Raw genomic sequence first — 19,411 nt, forward strand, 5'->3', positions numbered from 1 at the left:
AAGTATCCCGGCTCTCTTGCCCTCAGCAGGAGAGCCTCTCCATAAGGAGGCCATATATGTTCCGCTTCGATCTACGTCGCTTCAACAATCCCATCTACCTCACTCTTTTCATTGTCTGTGTCGTCCTTTTCGCAACCACTTTTAATTTAGGTGTCGACGGAATTTTCTATGCCATCGCTATCTCAGCCGGAATTGTTGTGCTCATCCCAATGCTAGGAGGTGCAGTTAAGCACCAGATCGCACGCTCTTTGCAGGGCAGTCCATCAGGGATGGACCATCTTCTGGCACCATCTGGGTATCGGCGCGCGCGTGAGGTCGAAACGATAGAAGAGGAAGCGCAACAAACTATTGTTCGCCCCCTACCCAATATGCCTTTAATTCCAGAAGATCGCATTGTTGATGCGTCCCCGTACAACGCTCCCACAGTGCCAATGAAACCTCAGCGTCCAGTAGCATTCTCAGGAAAAAAGTTCTATCCGACCAACCTGGAACTGGCACCGGATTTTCAGCCACCACTTAATTTAGTTCTCGGCCGGGCCATCCTCTGTGTAGGTATGCGTGGTAGTGGTAAAACCAATGTTGCCGCACTTCTCATGGAAGAGATTGGGAAATTTCCTATTCCCATGGCCATCTTCGACTATGAGGAAGACTACGTCACTCTTCCAGAGGTGCTGGAACGCTGCGTCATCGCTGGCCATCCCGATTGGGATGAACGTCATCACCACGACCACTATTGGAAAGTCGATGTAGCCAACGCAAAAGACGTGGGCTATGCCATCCTCGAGAATGGCGTTCAGATGGTGCTCGAAATTGGTACCTATGAAACACTGGAAGAGGCTGCCAGTGTGATGAACTTGATCATCAAAGGCATGTTCGCGTGGGCTAATGAACAAGACCCACGCCTGCGAGTTCCGGCGTTGATCTTATTGGATGAAGCTCAACATTTTCTTCCGCAAGACTCCAGCGTATCAAACATCGCTAAAGAGCCGGCCAGTACCCTTTTAAAAGCGTTCATGGATCTTAACGCGCGCGGTCGAAAGCGGGGTCTCACTCCAGCCATATTCACACAAAGAATTGCCCAGATCCGAAAGGAAGTTATCGCCGGCTCCGAAGTTTACTTTCTCGGCCGACAGTCACTCAATAATGATTTGGAGCGATATGAAGAGTTAATTGGCAAGGATGAAAGAGGCAAGCAAAAATTGGATCGGCGCCTGGTCCAATCCTTTGGCAAAGGCGACTTTATCGTCTTCGAAAGCGGAGAAATGTTCATCACCCATTTCAATGCTCGCCGCTCCGAGCACAGAGGCATTACACCAGATCTGGGAGCCGCGCTCAACCGCTATGGAAACCAGCACTTCACTAAATCTCTTCTTCTAAAGAGCGCAATGAACCGGACCCAGACCGATGAAGAAGCTTCATTTGTTGATCTCTACCGGTCCATGACAGGTAACAACATTGAGGATCAAGAAGAGGAAGCTGATGATCTCATTGTTCTCGGCAAAGATGTAGCCATTAGTAAAGACCAATTTCTTACAGCCGTCCAACTCCGAAAAATAGGAAAATCTACTGGCTATCGCGATTTAATGCCAGTTTTCAATCTCTCAGAACATCATGCGAAGGTTTTGAACGCTCGCATTAGACAAGAACTGGGTTCAGACAGCATGTAAGCATGAGTGAGAGTGAGCGAGAGAGTGAGCGAGAGACGGAAACTTGAGCACGGACCCTCCCCCCATAATTTCCTCTCTCGCATATTCTGAAAGGAATTCTAAAGTAATGGATAATAGCCAAAACCAAGACAAAGCACCACGATGGTGGAATGATCGCACACTCTTCTTCTATCATTTTGCCAGGAGCAACTATGTATCGGGTCTCTGGAATTGGTTTTTAGGCCTGGCAGGAAAAGCAGCTGAACCATTCCTCTGTGCATCAGTTCTTTATTCCGGCGCAAAGTTACTGCCTGGTGTACACACTACTCCAGGTTGGGATGCATTTATGTTCATCGGGCAGCAGCTCGCACTTGATATCGGTGGCATGAGCCTCACTAAACTGGCTCAGCAAGCCCGGCATGATGGAGAGACAGAAATAGCGACCACAGCTCGGCGTGTTGGCTTTACACTTATTGGGCTGATGATCGCTAATGTGGTTCTTTCCTCTTCCCAACGGTCATTCAACATTCCAGAAAATGTAGTGCAGGTTATTGAAGCACTGTTGCTAATCGCTCGGGCGGTGATGGCTGTCATCTACGGCTATGTCATTTATTCTATGCACAAAGAAGAGATGGATCAGTCATCAATGGTCAAGTCATCGGATGTTTATACCCACTTGAATGATTTCGGAACCACAGTTAATCAGGTGGCACAGCAAATACAACTGGTTCAAGAAAATATCCCCCAGGTAGTTCACTCGGTAGTACAGGCGCACATAAACACTATCGTCTCAGAGATTCATGAGGCGGTTCAATCAGAGTTGATAGGAGTAGTTCACCAGATACCAGAGACAGTTCAAAAAGAGGTTCAATTTCTGGTTGCGGAACAAGTACAGCCACTGATTGAAGGACAGGTACAAGCCATGGTTCAGGTGCTGGAAGAGGGGAACAATACCACGGCACTGCAAGAGCTTGCAGAGAGGCTACAAGAGGTTTCAGCATCAGTACATCAAATGCACACAACCATCACAGAGGTGCGCACCGTCAGGCAGGTTTCGCATGCTTCTGAACCATCTCCGAGAGCAACCAGAGGCTCCACAAAAGTCATCGAGAATGAACCATCAAAAGTAGTTCAATCATCTCAATCACGCGTCAGGGCTGAACTACCCGAACGCACGTACAGTGAACCGGCTGAAATCCGCGTTTCTCGGTACATCTCTGAACAGTTAACACAGGGGCATGTTCCATCCCTTACAGAAATTGAGAAATATTGTGATGTCTCTCGAAACACAGCCATACGCTATAGACGCGATGCGCTAGGTGTTCAGAAAGAGGACAAGGAGGAAAACGAAAATAACACAGTGATACACAACTAACCATCTCGTAAGTCGCTTTTTCTTACCAGAGGAGATTAAACCACGTGCCACCTGGAACAATCTATCCATTAGGATACGCTGACAGCAATACTGAACCGACACTTGAGGCGATCATGCAACGTCCCGATGTGCTTCTCGTTGATATACGGCTCGTGCCCCAGTCGCGCTGGAGGCCGCAATGGAATAAATCAACATTACAAGGACGTTGGGGCGAACGATACCTCCACAAAAAGCAATTAGGTAATATCCACTTTCGAGACTCAAACAAACCCATCCGACTGTTGGATCCAGACCAAGCCATTCAGGACCTCGCCCAGCTACTCCAATCGGGGACCGATATTGTACTGCTTTGTGCTTGCAAAAATTATGATATGTGTCATCGCCGCGTAATTGTTGAGCGTCTTAAAGCTCTTCTTCCAGAAGTTGAGGTGCACCTATGACCACTTATGAAACCTATCTGCTCGCTGTCGGAGAAGATTTCCCAACTATTGTCTGTCTTTGCGGCAGCACACGATTTTCTGAGGCTTTCCATCAAGCCAACTTAAATGAAACGTTGAAGGGGAAAATAGTGTTGAGCATTGGCTGTGATTTCAAAAGTGATGAAGCGCTCGGATTGTCGGATACAGACAAACAGCGCCTCGACGTGCTCCACTTACGCAAAATTGATATTGCCGACGAGATACTGGTGCTCAACGTCAATGATTATATCGGGCCCTCGACAGCCAATGAAATCAGGTACGCTCACGCACGCGGCATACCCATCCGCTGGTTAGAACCACATATGTGCCGCATGGAAAACTGCCCGTGCAAAGGCTATCCGGATATACAATAATGCGGCTCTCTGACTCAATTCGAACCTGACCAGAGCAGCCGCTGACGAGGAAAGTATTCTATTCATGCCCCGTGTGTCCATTCTAGCACGCGGGGCTTTCTAATGGGAAGGAGACCCACCATGCCTCTTTCATCCTCAAATACCAAGCAACCGCTTCTTTTTCCAGAGCTTGAGCCAGCAAAAAGCATATTGCCAGCTGACGCCACAGTTGTGGTCTCCATTTCGGGAGGTAAAGATAGTATAGCAACCCTGCTGATGGCAATAGAGACGTTCAACCGGCAACAGGTTATGGCCCATCATCAGATTATCCTTGAAGATTGGCCAGGGACCGTCGAATATTGTCATGAGGTCTGCGAGGCGCTGCAGATTCCACTCTATGCGACACAAGCCATTTATCAAGGATATGAATGCCTACAGTGCCATAACCACTACTTAACTAGCGCTCCAGAGCCTCACTGTCGTAAATGTTCCTGCAGAGATGCACGCTTTTTAACCCAGGTATCCTCTGTCCTAGATCTGGTTAAGTGGCGCGAAAAATGGCCCAGCCTGGATGTCAGATTCTGTACCTCCTACTTCAAGCGGGATAACTTCAATCGCTGGGCACGTGCACATCGAGATCTCCTTGGCCCTCACCCACTGTTAGCACTCGGAGAGCGCTGGAAGGAATCAAAGGGTCGTGCTCGCCTCCCTGTGCTACGCAATCGCCCAGGCCTGGAATGGATTCAAGAATGGCGGCCAGTGCTTAGCTTCCGCCGTATTGATGTCTTCCGCAAAATGCGCGACTACCAGATCAAGCCACACTACTGCTATAAAGCTCAGGGAATGAGCGAGCAGGATATGTATGACCAGGACGTCGAAGGTGGCCCGCGCATGAGCTGCGTCATGTGCTTTCTCAAATCGGAAGATCAAATGCGCACCAGCTACCAAAGTGAAGCAGGGCGCCCCATTATTGAACGCGGAATAGAAATCGAACGCACCATTGGCCACACTATTCAGCACGGAAGATCTCTAGAGGACATGCTTTCGTAGAAAGAGAGGCGACAATGACTATCACCTCACTTGCCACGGCATGGAATACTCAATCCCCACATCAAACTGCACAGGAAGCTTGTCAACAATTTCACTGGTCCGTCTTCCCGATCGATGAAGACAAAAAACCATTGCAAACAGGTGGCATTCATCCAAATGGAACTCCAAAGCGCATGGGATGGAAGACATTCCAAACGCGCAAACCCTCTGTGCAAGAGATACAGAACTGGCAGGATATCTACACGCCGGCTGCCTGGGCTGTTATTACCGGCACCATCAACAACATCATCATTCTAGATTTTGATGGTGCTGCTGGGCAGGAGACATGCCAGCGATTGAACCTTCGGCCTCATCTCATTACCGGATCTGGCGGCGCTCATGTCTACTTCGCGCATCCTGGTTGGTCTGTACAGACACTCAATAGCAAATCTCAAAAGGAACTTGGGCGCCGATGGCCCGGCCTTGATATCCGCGCTGATGGAGGGTACGCTGCTTTCTGCGGAAGAAACACTAATGGAGCATATGTCTGGCTACGTGATCCTCGACCAGAAGATTTGACCATACTTCCGGAGGATTTAAGGTCCTTCTTAGGCATCCTCCATGCGCCTGCGTCAAAGAGTTCCATGGTCAAAAGCGGAACATCGGCTCCCGAGCCATCAGATAATAAACCAGCCCTTGCTATTGCAAACACACTAGTTCGCCGCGCTCTCACCATGATACGGAAAGAGGGGTCGGGCCGCAATGACGCGGGCTTCTGGCTGGCCTGCCAGCTCCGTGATAATCACTATCCGCAGCAAACTGCTCAGAAGGTCATGCAGAGCTACATAGAGCAAGTGCCTGCAGAAAATACTAAAGGGAAAATTGAGCCCTACACCATAGAAGAAGCACTGGCAAGCCTCAGCAGCGCCTATCGAGAGCAGGCCCGCGAGGCGTGGGTGGTTCAGTCACCGCTGGCGGGATCTTCCGGGGGAAACGGCAAGGGGATGGCCAGGACAGCAGTGGCGCAAGGGGATAACCAGGAGCTTCCAGAGATCATTTTAGGAGCGGACCAACTCCGCGACCTGACTAACCAGGCCATCGATGCGGTCTCGCGCATCGAGAAACTGGCCCCATCACTGTTCATGCAGTCGTCGCGCCTGGTCCGAATCGGGCACGATGAAGTCAAGCGCCCCGTAGTCACCCAGATGGGCATCACTGAAGTGAAGGAGGTGTTGACACACTCTGCAAATTACTTTCGGCTGAGAAAAATCCCCAACTCAGATGGCGAGTTCGCCAAGATCCCCTGCTCTCCGGCGAAGGAAATAGCGGAGCAGATCCTGGCCAGGCAAACACAGCGGCCATACTTGCCTTTCCCGGCGCTCCAAGCCATCGTAGAAACACCAGTTATCCGGCCCGATGGTTCAATCCTGGACCAGCCAGGATACGATGCGGCGACACGGCTGTATTACGCCCCACACCCCCAGTTGGGCCAGTGCAAGGTCCCAGACCATCCAACGCGAGAAGAACGGCAAGCAGCCCTGGCACTCATCATGGATACCATCGGGGATTTCTACTACGTCGGCGAGGCCGATCGGGCTAACGCCCTCGGCCTCCTCCTGACGCCTATCCTCAGGCCAGCGATAAAACGCCACATCCCCTTGGCGTTACTCGACGCGCCCAAACCGGGTACGGGCAAAGGGCTGTTTGCCGATGTCGTATCCATTATCGCAACTGGAGGCAGCGCCTCAATTCTGACAGCCACAGACAATGAGGAGGAGTGGGACAAGCGCATCACGGCCATGCTCATACAGGGCAGGACGATTATCAGCATCGATAATATCGCTGGCCGCCTCCAATCGGCAAAGTTAGACGCCGTGCTCACAGCCGATATCCACGAAGGCCGCCTACTTGGCCAGTCCACCATGGTCAAAGTCCACAACCGGGCGACCTGGATAGCTACAGGGAACAACATCAGGTTAGGAGGTGATCTCGGCCGCCGATGCTACCGGATTCGCTTCGACCCCCACGACTCTCGCCCCTGGTTGCGCCGAGACTTCAAACATGAGGACCTGGCAACCTGGGTTCAAGAGCACCGCGGGGTACTCATCGAAGCGCTTTTGACCCTGGCCCGCGCGTGGTACGCCGATGGGCAACCGGAGGCAGCGGGGCTGCCAACTGTCGGTGGAACGTTTACCGGTTGGGCGAAAACAATCGGCTCCGTCTTAACGCATGCTGGCGTTACTGGCTTTCTCTCGAATTTGGAGCAGCTCTATGAGGAAGCCGATGAAGGCAACGCTCAGTGGGAAGCGTTCCTCCAGACATGGATCGAGCGATTCGGGAGCGAGTGGATCACCGTCGCGGAACTGGTTGAAGCTATCACCGATAGAGAAAACGCTGCGGGGAGTTGTTTCGCAGATATTCTTCCAGATGCATTACAGTACGCGCTCAAAGAGAAGTCAGCCAGCTTCAAAATACGCATCGGGAAGGCGCTTGATAAGCGCGTGGACACATGTTATGGAAGGGAAAACCTGCATCTCGAAAAGACCCTTGATAAGCACAACAAAAAGAGCCTTTGGAGAGTTTTTGCGGGGAGTGCGGGGAGTGCTTCCCCTCTTACGCGCAGCGAAAATCCCCAAACCATCCAGGAAAACGAACATATATATAGTAGCGGCCAAAACCACTTCCCGCACTCCCCGCAAGCCATCACCGGTGAAACTGCCTCATCAGACTATACAAGCGCCGCGAACACGCTTTTCTCATCACAGGATAACGAGCAAATTGCGGGATGCGACGAGCAACTCCCCGCAAACAACGATGACAGAGAGGTGTTTGAAATATGACCGCATCAGCACTCCTCCATCACTTGCAGGAGCTCAATATTCAACTATCAGCCGCCGGCGAGCGCCTGACCATCGACGCGCCCAGAGACGTCCTCACGGCGCCACTGCGGCAGCAGATAGTTGAGCAGAAGCAGGGCCTTTTGGAATTGCTCTCACCTCCAGCAGAGAAAGAGGCCTATCCACAGCAGCCGCAGGAAACGCCAGCGGCATCCGTGGAAGCCTGCTCTCAATGCGGGGCGGAAATCTACGCGTATAGCGATGACGGTCTAAACATCTTTTGCAAACGACATCGCTATATGCAATCGCACACCCAGTGTCAAGCTTCTCCCTCTCTTACGCGCGTCACCCAGGCGCGCTTTTTTCTGCAGGATCTCGTCGAGCTTTTCAACGAGATCAGCGACAGGCCCGAACCCAGGACACTGGACCTGGAAACGACCGGCCTGGATGCCCATCGAGATAAAATCGTCACGATCGCCCTGGGCAGTCCGGGAAGAGTTTCGGTGCTGGACATGCGACCCTACTACAGCCTCAACGCCGAGTGGCAGGCACACTGGAAGAGAGCATTGGGGGAGGTCCTCGGCCAGAAGGACTTCCTCTGGATTGGGCACAACCTCAAGTTCGATTGGATCTTCCTGGCCACCCACTTCGGCATCCACCTACAGCGCGTCTACGACACCATGTTGGGGGAGCAGCTCATACTGGGCACCGGACTTCACGACGCAGGCACACCCGTTAACCTCCAGGCAACCGCAGCGCGCTACCGCATCCCTGTGAGCAAAGAGCAGCGCTTATGGTTTCCCAATCTGGACCAGCGCTCCAAAGAATGGTCGGCTCCTTTACCAGTCGAGCAGCTCGCCTACATCGTTCAGGACATCGAGGTCCCCTACCAGATCTTCCAACAACAACAGGCGAAGATCAAAGCCCAGAGTCTGGATCACGTGATCCAGTTGGAAAACCAGGCGCTCCCTGCCATTGCCGAGATGGAGCTCAGAGGGGTCCTAATTGACACAGAAAGGTGGCGCAGCATCCTGCAGCAAAAGTACGATCGCCAACTCGAACTGGAGCGCGATATCACGGCAACCCTGGAAGGCGCCCTGCGAGACTCGCGCCAGAAAGCCTACGAAAAAGATATGGATACCTATAAACGTTACCAGAATGGCCTCCGCGAGGAGGAGCGGCTCCTGATGCAGGCATATCAAGCATCCACGAAACAGAAGACGTGGCCAGCATTTCGGCAGGAGGGGGTGAATCGGTGGGTAGAAAGCCATCCGCCGATACGAAAACCCGCGTTACCAAAGGCGAAGATCAATTTAAGTTCTTCAGCACAACTTCAAGCAGCCCTCAGCGCCCTAGGCATTCGCATTCACTCGACTCAGGAGGCGGCCCTCGAACCGTTTGCCGGCAACTACCCAATCGTCGGGCAGATACTCCAGTGGAAGAAGCTCCAAAAGTTCCGCAGTGCCTTTGGCGAGAACATTCTGGCAATGATTGGCCCAGATGGCCGCCTCAGGACAGATTACGGGCAAATAGGCGCGGTCTCCGGACGGATCATCTGCCGCAACCCCAATTTACAGCAAATGCCCGCTCGGGAAAAGAACGAGGGGGAGAATATCCGAACATGTTTCATCGCCCCTCCAGGGTACCGTATCCTCAAAGCGGACCTAAGCAATATCGAGCTTCGCATCCTAGCAGAGGTATCGGGAGACGCCACCATGCTGCGGCTATTTGCGGAAGGCAAGGACCTGCACGCCGAAACGGCCAAGTTGATGTTCGGCTTACCCGAAAACGCCGACACGAAAAAACAGGTGTATAAAGGCCAGGTCTCGATGCGCGACGTCGCGAAAACCATAAACTTCGGCCTGGCTTACGGCATGGGAGCCCAGGGGCTGGCAAACCGGATCGGAGTTTCAGCCGACGCCGCCAAGGAGTTGATGGGAACCTACTTTGCCACCTACTCCGGCGTCTCCAGGTGGCTGCGGTCCTCCGCGCGTCAGGCGATGAAACAGGGATATGCAGTGACGCTGGCTGGGCGCAGGCGCCCATTCCCAACGAACATCGCCGACCCATCTATCCGCGGATCCTTTGAGAGATCCGCAAAGAACCATCCCATTCAGGGTACGAATGCGGATATCATCAAGCGTGCGCTTACTTTGCTATACGAAACCCTGCCTGAAAAGGTACACACGATTCTCACCGTCCACGACGAAATCGTTATGGAGTGCCCAGAACCACTGGTTGAAGCAGCCTCGAGATTGCTCAAAGATGCCATGATCCAGGCCTGTCGCGATTACCTCAAAATTGTCCATATCCCAGAGCCAGATGTCCTTGTGGGAACATACTGGCAAAAAGATTAAAGAGTCCACATCGTATCAGCATTCCATCAGCCGATAAAAACGCTCAACTTCTCAGAGGAGAATACATATGACAGCAATTCTCACAGATGAGCAGATCAAAGCTATGCTCAATGCGTGTGATCTCACAACACCACTGGGTCAAAAAGATTACACGATCATTCTTATTCTGCTCCACACCGGCATTCGCGTTTCGGAACTCTGTAGCTTAACACTCGAGGATTTCAGCGGCGATTTCCTCTATGTTCAAGGGAAAACCAATAAAAAACGGCGCATCCAGTTGCCCCCAGGTGTGCACGACCAAATACGGCTACACACCAGCCATTATCGTACAGCAAAAGAGGGTGAGGATCACATGTTCCTCTCTCAAAGTGGTGATCCTCTTACACCTGGAGATATCCATAAATTTATCGCAGCGTTGCAGGAGCGAGCAGATCTCGGAGGAAATACAGTATCTGCCCATACGTTCCGCCTCACATTTGCTTATAAGCATTTTGCCCGCTGATATGCAAGATTTGTGTGAGCTCTTGGGAGCTCACACAAAGTTATCTAAAGCTTACAGTCACATAAAAATAGTTCCCCTTTATCAGGAGGGCTCGGCTTTAGACTTAAACCTTCGCTCTAACTCTGGCAAATTAATATAATCGCCGATGGCCTCGATACATATCCAGTAAATAAGGCCACCCGCAGCCTTATCATCGGGTAATGGCTCATCCATGGAGGCTCCATAACGGATATGCTGAAGCTCACGGTAGGCTTTCTTTACATCCTCAACAACATTTGCAGGGATTCTAATGGGTAAATGAAGCCACTGTATTTCTCGGCTGTCCCCGTCGGGCGGCAATGATTCATTATTCATATCACTTTTCCTTCTATCTAGAAAACCAAGCTCCCCTTATTCATCGACTAGTTACCTTACTGAACGCTTTAACTCCTAAGCCATTCTTACAGGAGGATACACATATGGAAAAGAAGCCATTTGCCTGGTACGGGGGAAAGGCCACGCTTACCCCATTGCTTGTGTCGCTTTTGCCTGGGCATCAAGTCTACTGCGAGGTGTTCGGCGGCTCGGGAGCGCTCCTATTTGGGAAACCGCTCAGTCGAATTGAGATCTTCAATGATATTGATAGCGGCGTTGTGAACTTCTTCCGGGTATTGCGTGATCCTCAACAAGCAGAAGCGCTACAGCAACTCTTGATGCTCACCCCCTACTCACGCGAAGAATACTACGAATGTCTCCGGCACTGGCACCAGGCAGAGGATCTTGTAGAAAAAGCGCGCCGGTGGTATTGCGCCGTTATGCAGAGCATGAATAGTTCGGTCAAATCGACCGGGTGGAGCTCCTCCAAGAAACCTGGATCAAATCCTGCGCTAAAGTGGTCTAATCACGCGGCGTCATTAACAGGCTTCGTCCAAAGGCTCTCCCAGGTGCAGATAGACCATAGAGACTTTGAACAGGTTATCCTGGCTTATGATAGTCCCGACACATTGTTTTACCTGGATCCCCCCTACTTACCAGAAACAAGAAAGAAATCACAGTGCTACCTCCATGAGATGAGTGCACACGACCACCAGCGCCTCTTAAAAACCATGACTCAGATTCAAGGAATGGCAATACTCTCAGGCTATGATCACCCACTTTACATGGATGCATTAAGCGGCTGGGAATGCCAGAAGGTAGAGGTCCTATGCTCTTCAGAAAGCCGTCGCGGACAGAAAGAAGCTATCCAACAGACATTGAGGACTGAATGTATATGGCGGAATCCTTTATGTGTACAAAAGTCAGAGATGGCCACCAGACAGCCATCTCTCTTCGAAGAGGAGGTAAGCTAAACCAGAATAAAAACACCCCCTCAACCAGAGCCAATTTCTCAATGAAAAAATCCAGACAAGCCCGCAAAGGAGAAGAGCCTTATATGACATCTACTGCTCATGAGATTAGCCAGAATGAGGATCGTACTTATACATGCTCTGTGTGCCACTGGACATGGAAACATTATCCTCAATCACCTTGCCCGGGCGTACAGCATTACATCTACGGAAACTGGCCAGATTACCTTTACACGTATACCCAACTGCGAAGACTCAAGCTCAAACCAGGTACAGGGCCAGAGGGTTGCTACTTCATCAGAAAAGCTCCGTATACGCGATACCTCTACAACATCCATACCGCCATTCGCCGACGCGTTCCAACACCAAAACAACAGGAGGCGATTCAAAAGATGCGCACCGGCCTTGTCCAAGCGTACACTTGCAGAACCTGCGGCTATTATGATTCGAGCCACGGAAAGGGGAGATATGCAGTGAAAGTCCGGATGGGGTATTGCCGGGGCTGCTGGAGAGAGATAAGACACAGGGAAAAACAGGCGAGCATCTGCCAGTGGGCCGATGAATACATGCGCCGTTCATCAGAGTGGATAGTGCTCGATAGCGAGACGACCGGGCTCGATAGTGGCGATGAAGTCATAGAGCTGGCCATCATGAGCTCTTCCGGAGCTATCTTGTTTTCCTCGTTAATCCAACCGCAAGATCCCAATCGCCCCGATCTGGCGACGCACATACACGGCATCACACCAGCGATGTTAAGGGATGCGCCAACATTTCCTCAGGTCTGGCCGACAATCAAAGCCATTCTGCGTCGATACAGACGCGTGCTGGTCTATAACGCGTCCTTTGATCGCCATCTTCTCTCAGTCACAGCACAGCGCTACGGGTATAAATTGCCATCTGCCATATGGGATTGCCTGATGGAGCAATACGCGCAGTATCACGGAGCCTGGAGTAGCTACTATCAATCATACACCTGGCAAAAGCTGAGCGTAGCATGCCAGCGTCTAGGCATCCCGCCACAGGGATCATTCCACCGCGCCACTGCAGATGCGCTCAACGCCCTTGAAGTACTCAGAGCACTGGCCAGGCGACATGGGTCATTGGATCTCCACCTAGCCCCCATTCAATCGGCCCCCCAGCAGCAAGATCGATCAGACCTCACCGATAGCAGTGATCATCCTTTTTAGGATACTTCTGGTCAGCATATTCATACAGTCCTCAACTATCTAAAAATTTTACATCAATTACAGCATCCATCAACCACACTCTTAAACCTCAGGGTTTTTTACTATAAGAAAAACAAGGAGATTTGCCATGCGAAAACGCACTGCTGTCCCCGCGGACAAACGACCCATTCAGCCATTAGCTCTTTCAGTCGAAGAGGCCGGGCATGCTCTAGGTGTGGGCAAAGATAAAATATATCACCTCATCAAATTCAAAGGCCTACCAGTCATAGATCTGGGCGAAGGCCGCGAAATGCTACGGGTCCCCGTGGAAGGGCTAAAGAGATGGCTGGAAAAACAGGAGAAATCATCAGTAGCTTAATAGTTTGGTAGTTTGAGCCTCGAGCCAAGGCATCTGGCTTGAGGCTTTTTTTATTCTTCATTCGAATAAGCAGCAGAGAAAGAAGGTACTCATGCCCAGGTCGAAGAAGCAAGTAGGACGTAGAGTCTACGGTACAGGGAGCGTTTATCAGCGGAAAGGTCGTAAAAAACACCCCTGGGTGGCCACCTTTGTCGAAGAAGATACAGGAAAAAGAAGGTATATCCAGGCAGACTCGGAAAAAGAAGCGAACGATTTGCTACAGAAGGCCCTTTACGACCAGAAACACGGTACTCTTGCCACCGGGCCGCGCCAAACTGTCAAGCAGTATCTAGAGTACTGGCTCGAAGATGTTCATAAAGTTGCCATCAAACTGACCTCTTATACACTTTACCGGCGCAACTTCAATAAACACATCATTCCCACTGTTGGGCAAATACAACTTCAGAAACTAAGGCCAAACCACGTACAAGCATTGTTAGCGAAAAAACAACAGGAGGGGCAATCTCCCCAATCTATACGCCTCATACATAGACAGTTAAACGCGGCACTTAATGACGCCGTCAAATGGAACTATATCAGCAAAAATCCTTGCAAAGGTGTAGAACTCCCAAGAAATAGACCGCTAGAAATCCACTATCTGACAATGGAACAAGCCCAAGCTCTTCTCGAAGCCGCAAAGAGAACCCAACTCGAGTGCCTTCTAGCCATGGCCATTACTACAGGAATGCGGAAAGGCGAACTCCTGGCGCTCCACTGGAAAGATGTCGATCTAGAAGCGCGAAGACTCAAGGTCCGCTATACAGTCATGCCCCTCACATCATATGGCTATGTTGAGACCGAGCCAAAGACAGACTCCAGTAAGCGCACCATCATGCTACCAGCCTTTGTCATTGACGTTCTCAAACAGCATCGTGCAGCCCTGCTAGAACAGCGCCTACAAGCAGGCACACAATGGGAAGAAAAAGGTCTGGTCTTTCCCAATGCAACCGGAAATTATACAAATCCCTCAACCTTGCATAAACATTTCAAAAAGCTCCTGAAAGATGCTAGTCTCCCAGACATGCGTTTTCATGATCTTAGGCACAGTGCAGCCACACTCTTGCTCTGCATGGGTATTCCGGCGAAAGTAGTTCAAGAAATACTTGGGCACTCTGATATAAAGATGACTATGAACGTCTATTCTCATGTACTGCCAGCAATGCATCAGGAAGTAGTAGACAAAATGGACAATCTTTTTGGGAAACAGCACTAGAATAGTAATTCTTGATCAAGGGTGTAAATCCCAAAATTAAACGTGGAATCTGTACAATTATCCTGGTGATGAGATATACTACGAGAACGTAGTGTTGTTCGGTTCTTTCAAGAAAGATATGATGAATCATGGCGGAAGCTGCATTGCCACTCATCGCACTTTCAGAACAACAACGAACACAAGCCCTCGAACGCTTCGAGATTATCCGTCCAGCTGTGGAAAAGGAGCTCTCTCAAGCGCAAGTGGCACGCACCCATCATCTTGCTACCAGCACCGTCCAACTCTGGGTCAAACAGTATCGTGAAAAGGGACTCGCTGGACTCACTAAGCCTGCGAAGCGTTCCGATAAAGGCAAGTCTCGTCGCCTGCCAGAACAAACAGTTACCATGTTGAAGGGGTTGGCCTTACAGACGCCTCTACGTTCAGCGGTTGCTTATTCATCGTCAGGTCGCCTAGATCGCCAAAGAACAAGGATGGAAACGTCAATGCGTAGATGATTCACGGGCAAGGAAGCGATTGCCACAATTCTACACATTACGAAAGGAAATATTCGCCCGATTGAACGTCTGATGACGCAGGTAGAGCATATCTTAGTCGCGAACGGCTCCAGGCGGTCACAAAAGAAGTGGTAGAGACCGCGCGTCAGAATCTCATCATTGGGCCAGATTGAACAGGGACCCATTGGTGAGTTGCCTCAAAATCGTTCGGTAGAGAAATGATTGATACCTATACAACGCAAAAAGAGATAGCATGAACAAAATCAAAATATTATTCTTATCAGCTAATCCAATACTGACCCCACACTTACATTTAGATGAGGAAGTTCGAACCATTACAGAGAGAATTCGAGCCACGGAATTTCGCGATACATTAGAATTATTCTCTGCTTGGGCCGTGCAGCCTCGAGATATCCTTCTACTGCTTAACATTCATAAGCCGCATATAGTCCATTTTAGTGGCCATGGAAGCAAAGATGGAAATCTACTTTTTGCAGATTCAGATAAAGGCGGAGCGTTCGTCAGTGTCCGTACACTTAAAACAGTATTCACTGTGTTGAAGGATAACATCCGCCTTGTTGTCTTCAACGCTTGCTATACCCAACCACAAGCTATCGCAATTTCTAAGACCATTGACTGTGTTATAGGGACGAACCAAGCAATTGGGGATCAAGCTGCAATTGTTTTTGCTGCCTCTCTTTATCAGGCGATAGGATTTGGTTGTTCCATCCGGAATGCCTACGACCAAGGCAAAGCAGCTTTGCTTCTAGAAGGTTTTGAGGAGGAGAAGGCACCTAGACTTTATGTCAAAAAAAACCTTGATGCCTCTCAAATCAATCTCCTTCAGAAGAGCAAAGCAGAAGATATATCGTTCGAGCAGGTTCGCCAAGTATTAGCATTATGCTCCCGCCGGGCGATCTTTGCTGATCAGCACAGCGAGTTATCTGTAAAAGCTATGTTTGATTCACTTAAACAATGCCGGATAGCCTTACAAAAGATTGTAGTCTTTGTAACACCCGAAACCATGCAACGATTAGTTGTGGGAATTATCAATGAATTGGATCATATCGAAAGAATAGAGAAAAATTCTCTAATTCATTTTTTTGATGAAGTGGATGAATCAAAATCAAGTATCATCAAAATACTTATAGAGCTAACAAAAGCAGCGGGAATTCCTTACACTCTTCCTGCCACTTTAATCACCGACTATGGTGATGATCCATGGGTGGATGGTCTATTGCCGTCCGGGTACTGTCGGAAAACAGATCAGATGTTATTTGAGTGATCTCTTATATGACCTTTTTTGAGGCATGTTGTAGAGTAACAGAACCGTTCGTTTCCTGCGACATGTATCTTGTGTCTCAAAAATTCATGAGTAGCAGCAATTGTATCATTTCGTAGAAAAGGCTTTTGCTTTGCTGAAGGTGGCTTCTTATGGATCATGACCCACAATCACTCGTACCTCTTTTCGTTTTTTGGAAAAGAATTCTCCACGCAGGAGTCTGGCTCTGGCAAGCAATTTGGTGGATCTGGAGTAGCGTGCTTGTTGGTGGTCTGCTAGTAACAGTAATCACTTCTTTTGCCATGACCGGGACTAGCGGACTCAGCGACCCTCGCACCTGGGTTGTAGTTCGTCTGCTCCTGACTCATCCTCATCTAGCAATCATTACTCTTCTAGGGGCAGGAGGGCTCACGCTCTTTGCCTACCTAGCTCATCGTGACCAAAAGCAGAGAGACCAAAGGCGTCAACTGGCGCATGATGAAGCCCTAGAGAAACTTGGGAAAGTTCATTTCTCGATTGACCGGTTAGAGAGCATTTTCAATCCTTCTATGCAGCCTGCTGCTAGTACACCTCCGAGTATCTGGTCTCTGCCTTATTCACGCAATCCCTTCTTTTCTGGGCAAGAACCACTCCTCAAAACAATCTATGAACATTTCATGATTGCACATGTGACAAAACAAGCGCTTAGTGGCTTAGGGGGTGTGGGCAAGACACAAATAGCTATCGAGTATGCGTACCGTCACCGTGAAGCTTACCGTTTCGTCTGGTGGATACGGGCAGCCTCCCGCGATACGATCATCACGGACTTTGTATCAGTCGCGGAATCCTTACGCCTTCCTGAGTGGTATATACATGATCAACGCCAGATCATTGGCGCAGTCAAGCAATGGTTCACACACCACACAGAATGGCTACTCATCTTCGACAACGTTGATAACGTGAACATGATTAGTGATTTTTTGCCAACTGGGGACAGTGGACATGTTCTCTTAACAACCCGTTTACAATCAGTTGGCAGGATTGCTTATACTCTTGCAGTAGAGAATATGGAGATAGAAGAAGGGACATTGCTACTGCTACGACGAGCTAGATTGATAGAGTTAAATTCTATATTTATACAGACTTCTCTGCGCGAGCAGGCTCAAGCCATCGTTCAAAAGATGGATGGCCTGCCATTGGCCTTGGAGCAGGCAGGAGCCTATATCGAAGAGACAGGTTGCAGTTTAATACATTATCTAGCCCTTTACCAAGAACGGCAGATAGATATATTAAAATGGCAAAGCGCAGCTACTACACAATACTTATATACGGTTGATACGGCATGGTCACTCTCCTTTCAACGCGTCCAGGAATCTTCTGCTGCTGCTGCCGATCTGTTACGCTTATGTGCCTTTCTGTACCCAGATACAATTCCTGTGTCTATGATTAAGCAGGGCGCATCCGAATTGGGTCGAATATTACAATCCGTTGCGCAGGATGAATTCGCGCTAGACAAGGCAATTGGAGAATTGCGGAGGTATTCGCTGCTCAAGCGCGACGTCGAAAAGGAGGTACTCAATATTCACCGATTAGTACAAATAGTCATTCGAAATGGTATGAACCAGAAGATGCAAAAAGTATGGGCGGAACGAGCCATACGCTTAGTGAATCATGCATTTCCCGACCCTCAGCAACTCACAGACTGGCCTAAGTGCCAGACATATATGCCGCATGTATACTACTGCCTGGATATAATTGAGCAGCAAAAGCTGTTGTTTCCTGAAGTAGCCAAATTACTTTTTAGAGCAGGGAGCTTTCTCAGGGAGCAAGCACACTACAACAGTGCAGAACGATTGATTCGACAGGCACTGGATATCTGCAAACAACTCTTGGGTCCGAATCATCCCGATGTGGCATGTGGTTTAAATACGTTAGGCTGGCTTTACTTTACCCAACAAGAGGGGAAAGCAAAACAGGCCGAGTCACTTTATCGACGTGCTATTGCTATCTATGAACTGACTCCTGGATCTAACCGTCCTGAGGTAGCAAGATGTTACAATGATCTGGCTGTCTTGTACGGGTATCGAGGCAACTATGAACAGGCAGAACAGATTCTGCAGAAGGCACTGACCATCCGTGAACAGTTCTTTGGTCCTGACCATCCCGATGTGGCAGAAAGCCTCTATGGCTGGTCAAGAATCTCCTTTTATCTGGGCAACTATGCACAGGCCGAACAACTCTTGCAGCGTGCCATTGCGATCTGCAAAGGAGTACCTGGAAACCAGCAGGCACATCATATCTCTGGCTGTCTGGGTTTCCTCTCATTAGTGTATCAAGAACAAGGTCAGTACCAGCAGGCCGAATTATGTTTACAGCAAAGCCTTGTTCTTTATAAAGAGATATTTGGTGATGATCATCACTATTGGACACTGTTAGCGATGACACGGCTTGGAGTACTCTATCGGGAAAAAGGCGAGTATGAACGAGCTGAGACATTATTACTACGTGTAGTTGACCTTTATGAACGAAGCGTTGTCTCAAATACACAAGAAAAAGGGAGTGCTATCAAAGAATTGGCGATCCTGTACTATCAACAAGGGAAATCCGAACAAGCAGAACCAATCTTGCAACGTGCCCTCGCTGTCTTTCAGCCTCAACTTGATATCGAACTCCATGCGCAAGAGACATGGCCCATTCTCTTCTCCGAAGTAGTAGAGTGCCTCAACACGCTTGCATTGCTATATCAATATCAAGGAAAGCACGAAATAGCAGAGCAATATTATTGCCGTGCTCTTGAGCTCATTGAGAAAGGCTGGAGTTCCAACGATATTCTCAAAGTGAAGCGAGAGAGAGAAGTCGCGAAGATTCAAGCACATACAGATGCTAATCAAGCAAAGTCCAGGGAGATATATCCGAGGGATGAACTCTCTTGAACAAGTCTATACTCTCAATGTCTCTTAAAAAATGTTGCAGC

The 19,411-nt window shown here is 49.5% G+C and carries 16 protein-coding genes; 15 read left to right on the forward strand and 1 reads right to left on the reverse strand.

From position 1 onward, the window contains the following. Positions 1–56 precede the first annotated feature (56 nt). From JMI88_RS29640 to JMI88_RS29675, 8 genes are all read left to right on the forward strand, one after another. The gene (locus JMI88_RS29640; RefSeq protein ID WP_201365576.1) at positions 57–1,667 is read left to right on the forward strand and encodes an ATP-binding protein; all 1,611 of its coding nucleotides are present in this window, start codon (positions 57–59) and stop codon (positions 1,665–1,667) included. 106 nt (positions 1,668–1,773) lie between these two features. Beyond that, positions 1,774–3,021: a hypothetical protein gene (locus JMI88_RS29645; RefSeq protein WP_201365578.1), complete on the forward strand. Its 1,248-nt coding sequence runs from the start codon at positions 1,774–1,776 to the stop codon at positions 3,019–3,021. 44 nt (positions 3,022–3,065) lie between these two features. Further along, the gene (locus JMI88_RS29650) at positions 3,066–3,461 is read left to right on the forward strand and encodes a DUF488 domain-containing protein (protein ID WP_201365579.1); all 396 of its coding nucleotides are present in this window, start codon (positions 3,066–3,068) and stop codon (positions 3,459–3,461) included. Further along, positions 3,458–3,853 (forward strand): hypothetical protein, encoded by a 396-nt coding sequence (locus tag JMI88_RS29655; protein WP_201365580.1) that lies wholly within the window; start codon positions 3,458–3,460, stop codon positions 3,851–3,853. The genes JMI88_RS29650 and JMI88_RS29655 overlap by 4 nt, the downstream gene beginning before the upstream one ends. Positions 3,854–3,973: 120 nt before the next feature. Continuing rightward, on the forward strand, positions 3,974–4,882 hold the full coding sequence (locus JMI88_RS29660; protein ID WP_201365581.1) for an adenine nucleotide alpha hydrolase family protein: 909 nt from the start codon (positions 3,974–3,976) through the stop codon (positions 4,880–4,882). 14 nt (positions 4,883–4,896) lie between these two features. After that, positions 4,897–7,701 (forward strand): bifunctional DNA primase/polymerase, encoded by a 2,805-nt coding sequence (locus JMI88_RS29665; protein ID WP_201365582.1) that lies wholly within the window; start codon positions 4,897–4,899, stop codon positions 7,699–7,701. Continuing rightward, the gene (locus JMI88_RS29670; protein WP_201365583.1) at positions 7,698–10,055 is read left to right on the forward strand and encodes a DNA polymerase; all 2,358 of its coding nucleotides are present in this window, start codon (positions 7,698–7,700) and stop codon (positions 10,053–10,055) included. The genes JMI88_RS29665 and JMI88_RS29670 overlap by 4 nt, the downstream gene beginning before the upstream one ends. A 67-nt stretch (positions 10,056–10,122) precedes the next feature. Then, entirely contained in the window at positions 10,123–10,557 is a 435-nt protein-coding gene (locus JMI88_RS29675; RefSeq protein WP_201365584.1) for a tyrosine-type recombinase/integrase, read from the forward strand. Positions 10,558–10,638: 81 nt separating this feature from the next. Here JMI88_RS29675 and JMI88_RS29680 read toward each other — a convergent pair whose 3' ends face one another. Further along, positions 10,639–10,911, reverse strand: a complete 273-nt coding sequence (locus tag JMI88_RS29680; protein ID WP_201365586.1) for a hypothetical protein — start codon at positions 10,909–10,911, stop codon at positions 10,639–10,641. Between the two features lie 104 nt (positions 10,912–11,015). Here JMI88_RS29680 and JMI88_RS29685 point away from each other — a divergent pair, with 104 nt between their 5' ends. From JMI88_RS29685 to JMI88_RS29715, 7 genes are all read left to right on the forward strand, one after another. After that, positions 11,016–11,885 (forward strand): DNA adenine methylase, encoded by an 870-nt coding sequence (locus tag JMI88_RS29685; protein ID WP_201365588.1) that lies wholly within the window; start codon positions 11,016–11,018, stop codon positions 11,883–11,885. A gap of 563 nt (positions 11,886–12,448) precedes the next feature. After that, on the forward strand, positions 12,449–13,069 hold the full coding sequence (locus tag JMI88_RS29690) for a 3'-5' exonuclease (protein ID WP_236023119.1): 621 nt from the start codon (positions 12,449–12,451) through the stop codon (positions 13,067–13,069). A 127-nt stretch (positions 13,070–13,196) separates the two neighbouring features. Continuing rightward, positions 13,197–13,427 carry an excisionase family DNA-binding protein gene (locus JMI88_RS29695; RefSeq protein WP_201365601.1) on the forward strand — a complete coding sequence of 77 codons (231 nt, stop codon included), beginning with the start codon at positions 13,197–13,199 and terminating at the stop codon, positions 13,425–13,427. A 91-nt stretch (positions 13,428–13,518) separates the two neighbouring features. Then, positions 13,519–14,679 (forward strand): tyrosine-type recombinase/integrase, encoded by a 1,161-nt coding sequence (locus JMI88_RS29700; protein WP_201365603.1) that lies wholly within the window; start codon positions 13,519–13,521, stop codon positions 14,677–14,679. Positions 14,680–14,807: 128 nt separating this feature from the next. Next, positions 14,808–15,176 carry a helix-turn-helix domain-containing protein gene (locus tag JMI88_RS29705; RefSeq protein ID WP_201365605.1) on the forward strand — a complete coding sequence of 123 codons (369 nt, stop codon included), beginning with the start codon at positions 14,808–14,810 and terminating at the stop codon, positions 15,174–15,176. Positions 15,177–15,429: 253 nt separating this feature from the next. Next, complete coding sequence (locus tag JMI88_RS29710; protein ID WP_201365607.1) at positions 15,430–16,461, forward strand: CHAT domain-containing protein; 1,032 nt, start codon at positions 15,430–15,432, stop codon at positions 16,459–16,461. A gap of 149 nt (positions 16,462–16,610) precedes the next feature. Beyond that, positions 16,611–19,370 (forward strand): tetratricopeptide repeat protein, encoded by a 2,760-nt coding sequence (locus JMI88_RS29715; protein ID WP_201365609.1) that lies wholly within the window; start codon positions 16,611–16,613, stop codon positions 19,368–19,370. Positions 19,371–19,411: the final 41 nt, after the last annotated feature.

The organism is Dictyobacter formicarum, assembly GCF_016587435.1.

What these genes read in the sequence shown, in the direction of transcription:
- JMI88_RS29660 (WP_201365581.1), top strand. Translation starts at nt 3,974, where the DNA reads ATGCCTCTTTCATCCTCAAATACCAAGCAACCGCTTCTTTTTCCAGAG.
- JMI88_RS29655 (WP_201365580.1), top strand. Translation starts at nt 3,458, where the DNA reads ATGACCACTTATGAAACCTATCTGCTCGCTGTCGGAGAAGATTTCCCA.
- JMI88_RS29695 (WP_201365601.1), top strand. Translation starts at nt 13,197, where the DNA reads ATGCGAAAACGCACTGCTGTCCCCGCGGACAAACGACCCATTCAGCCA.
- JMI88_RS29710 (WP_201365607.1), top strand. Translation starts at nt 15,430, where the DNA reads ATGAACAAAATCAAAATATTATTCTTATCAGCTAATCCAATACTGACC.
- JMI88_RS29640 (WP_201365576.1), top strand. Translation starts at nt 57, where the DNA reads ATGTTCCGCTTCGATCTACGTCGCTTCAACAATCCCATCTACCTCACT.
- JMI88_RS29675 (WP_201365584.1), top strand. Translation starts at nt 10,123, where the DNA reads ATGACAGCAATTCTCACAGATGAGCAGATCAAAGCTATGCTCAATGCG.
- JMI88_RS29645 (WP_201365578.1), top strand. Translation starts at nt 1,774, where the DNA reads ATGGATAATAGCCAAAACCAAGACAAAGCACCACGATGGTGGAATGAT.
- JMI88_RS29665 (WP_201365582.1), top strand. Translation starts at nt 4,897, where the DNA reads ATGACTATCACCTCACTTGCCACGGCATGGAATACTCAATCCCCACAT.
- JMI88_RS29700 (WP_201365603.1), top strand. Translation starts at nt 13,519, where the DNA reads ATGCCCAGGTCGAAGAAGCAAGTAGGACGTAGAGTCTACGGTACAGGG.
- JMI88_RS29685 (WP_201365588.1), top strand. Translation starts at nt 11,016, where the DNA reads ATGGAAAAGAAGCCATTTGCCTGGTACGGGGGAAAGGCCACGCTTACC.
- JMI88_RS29680 (WP_201365586.1), bottom strand. Translation starts at nt 10,911, where the DNA reads ATGAATAATGAATCATTGCCGCCCGACGGGGACAGCCGAGAAATACAG.
- JMI88_RS29705 (WP_201365605.1), top strand. Translation starts at nt 14,808, where the DNA reads ATGGCGGAAGCTGCATTGCCACTCATCGCACTTTCAGAACAACAACGA.
- JMI88_RS29690 (WP_236023119.1), top strand. Translation starts at nt 12,449, where the DNA reads ATGCGCCGTTCATCAGAGTGGATAGTGCTCGATAGCGAGACGACCGGG.
- JMI88_RS29715 (WP_201365609.1), top strand. Translation starts at nt 16,611, where the DNA reads ATGGATCATGACCCACAATCACTCGTACCTCTTTTCGTTTTTTGGAAA.
- JMI88_RS29670 (WP_201365583.1), top strand. Translation starts at nt 7,698, where the DNA reads ATGACCGCATCAGCACTCCTCCATCACTTGCAGGAGCTCAATATTCAA.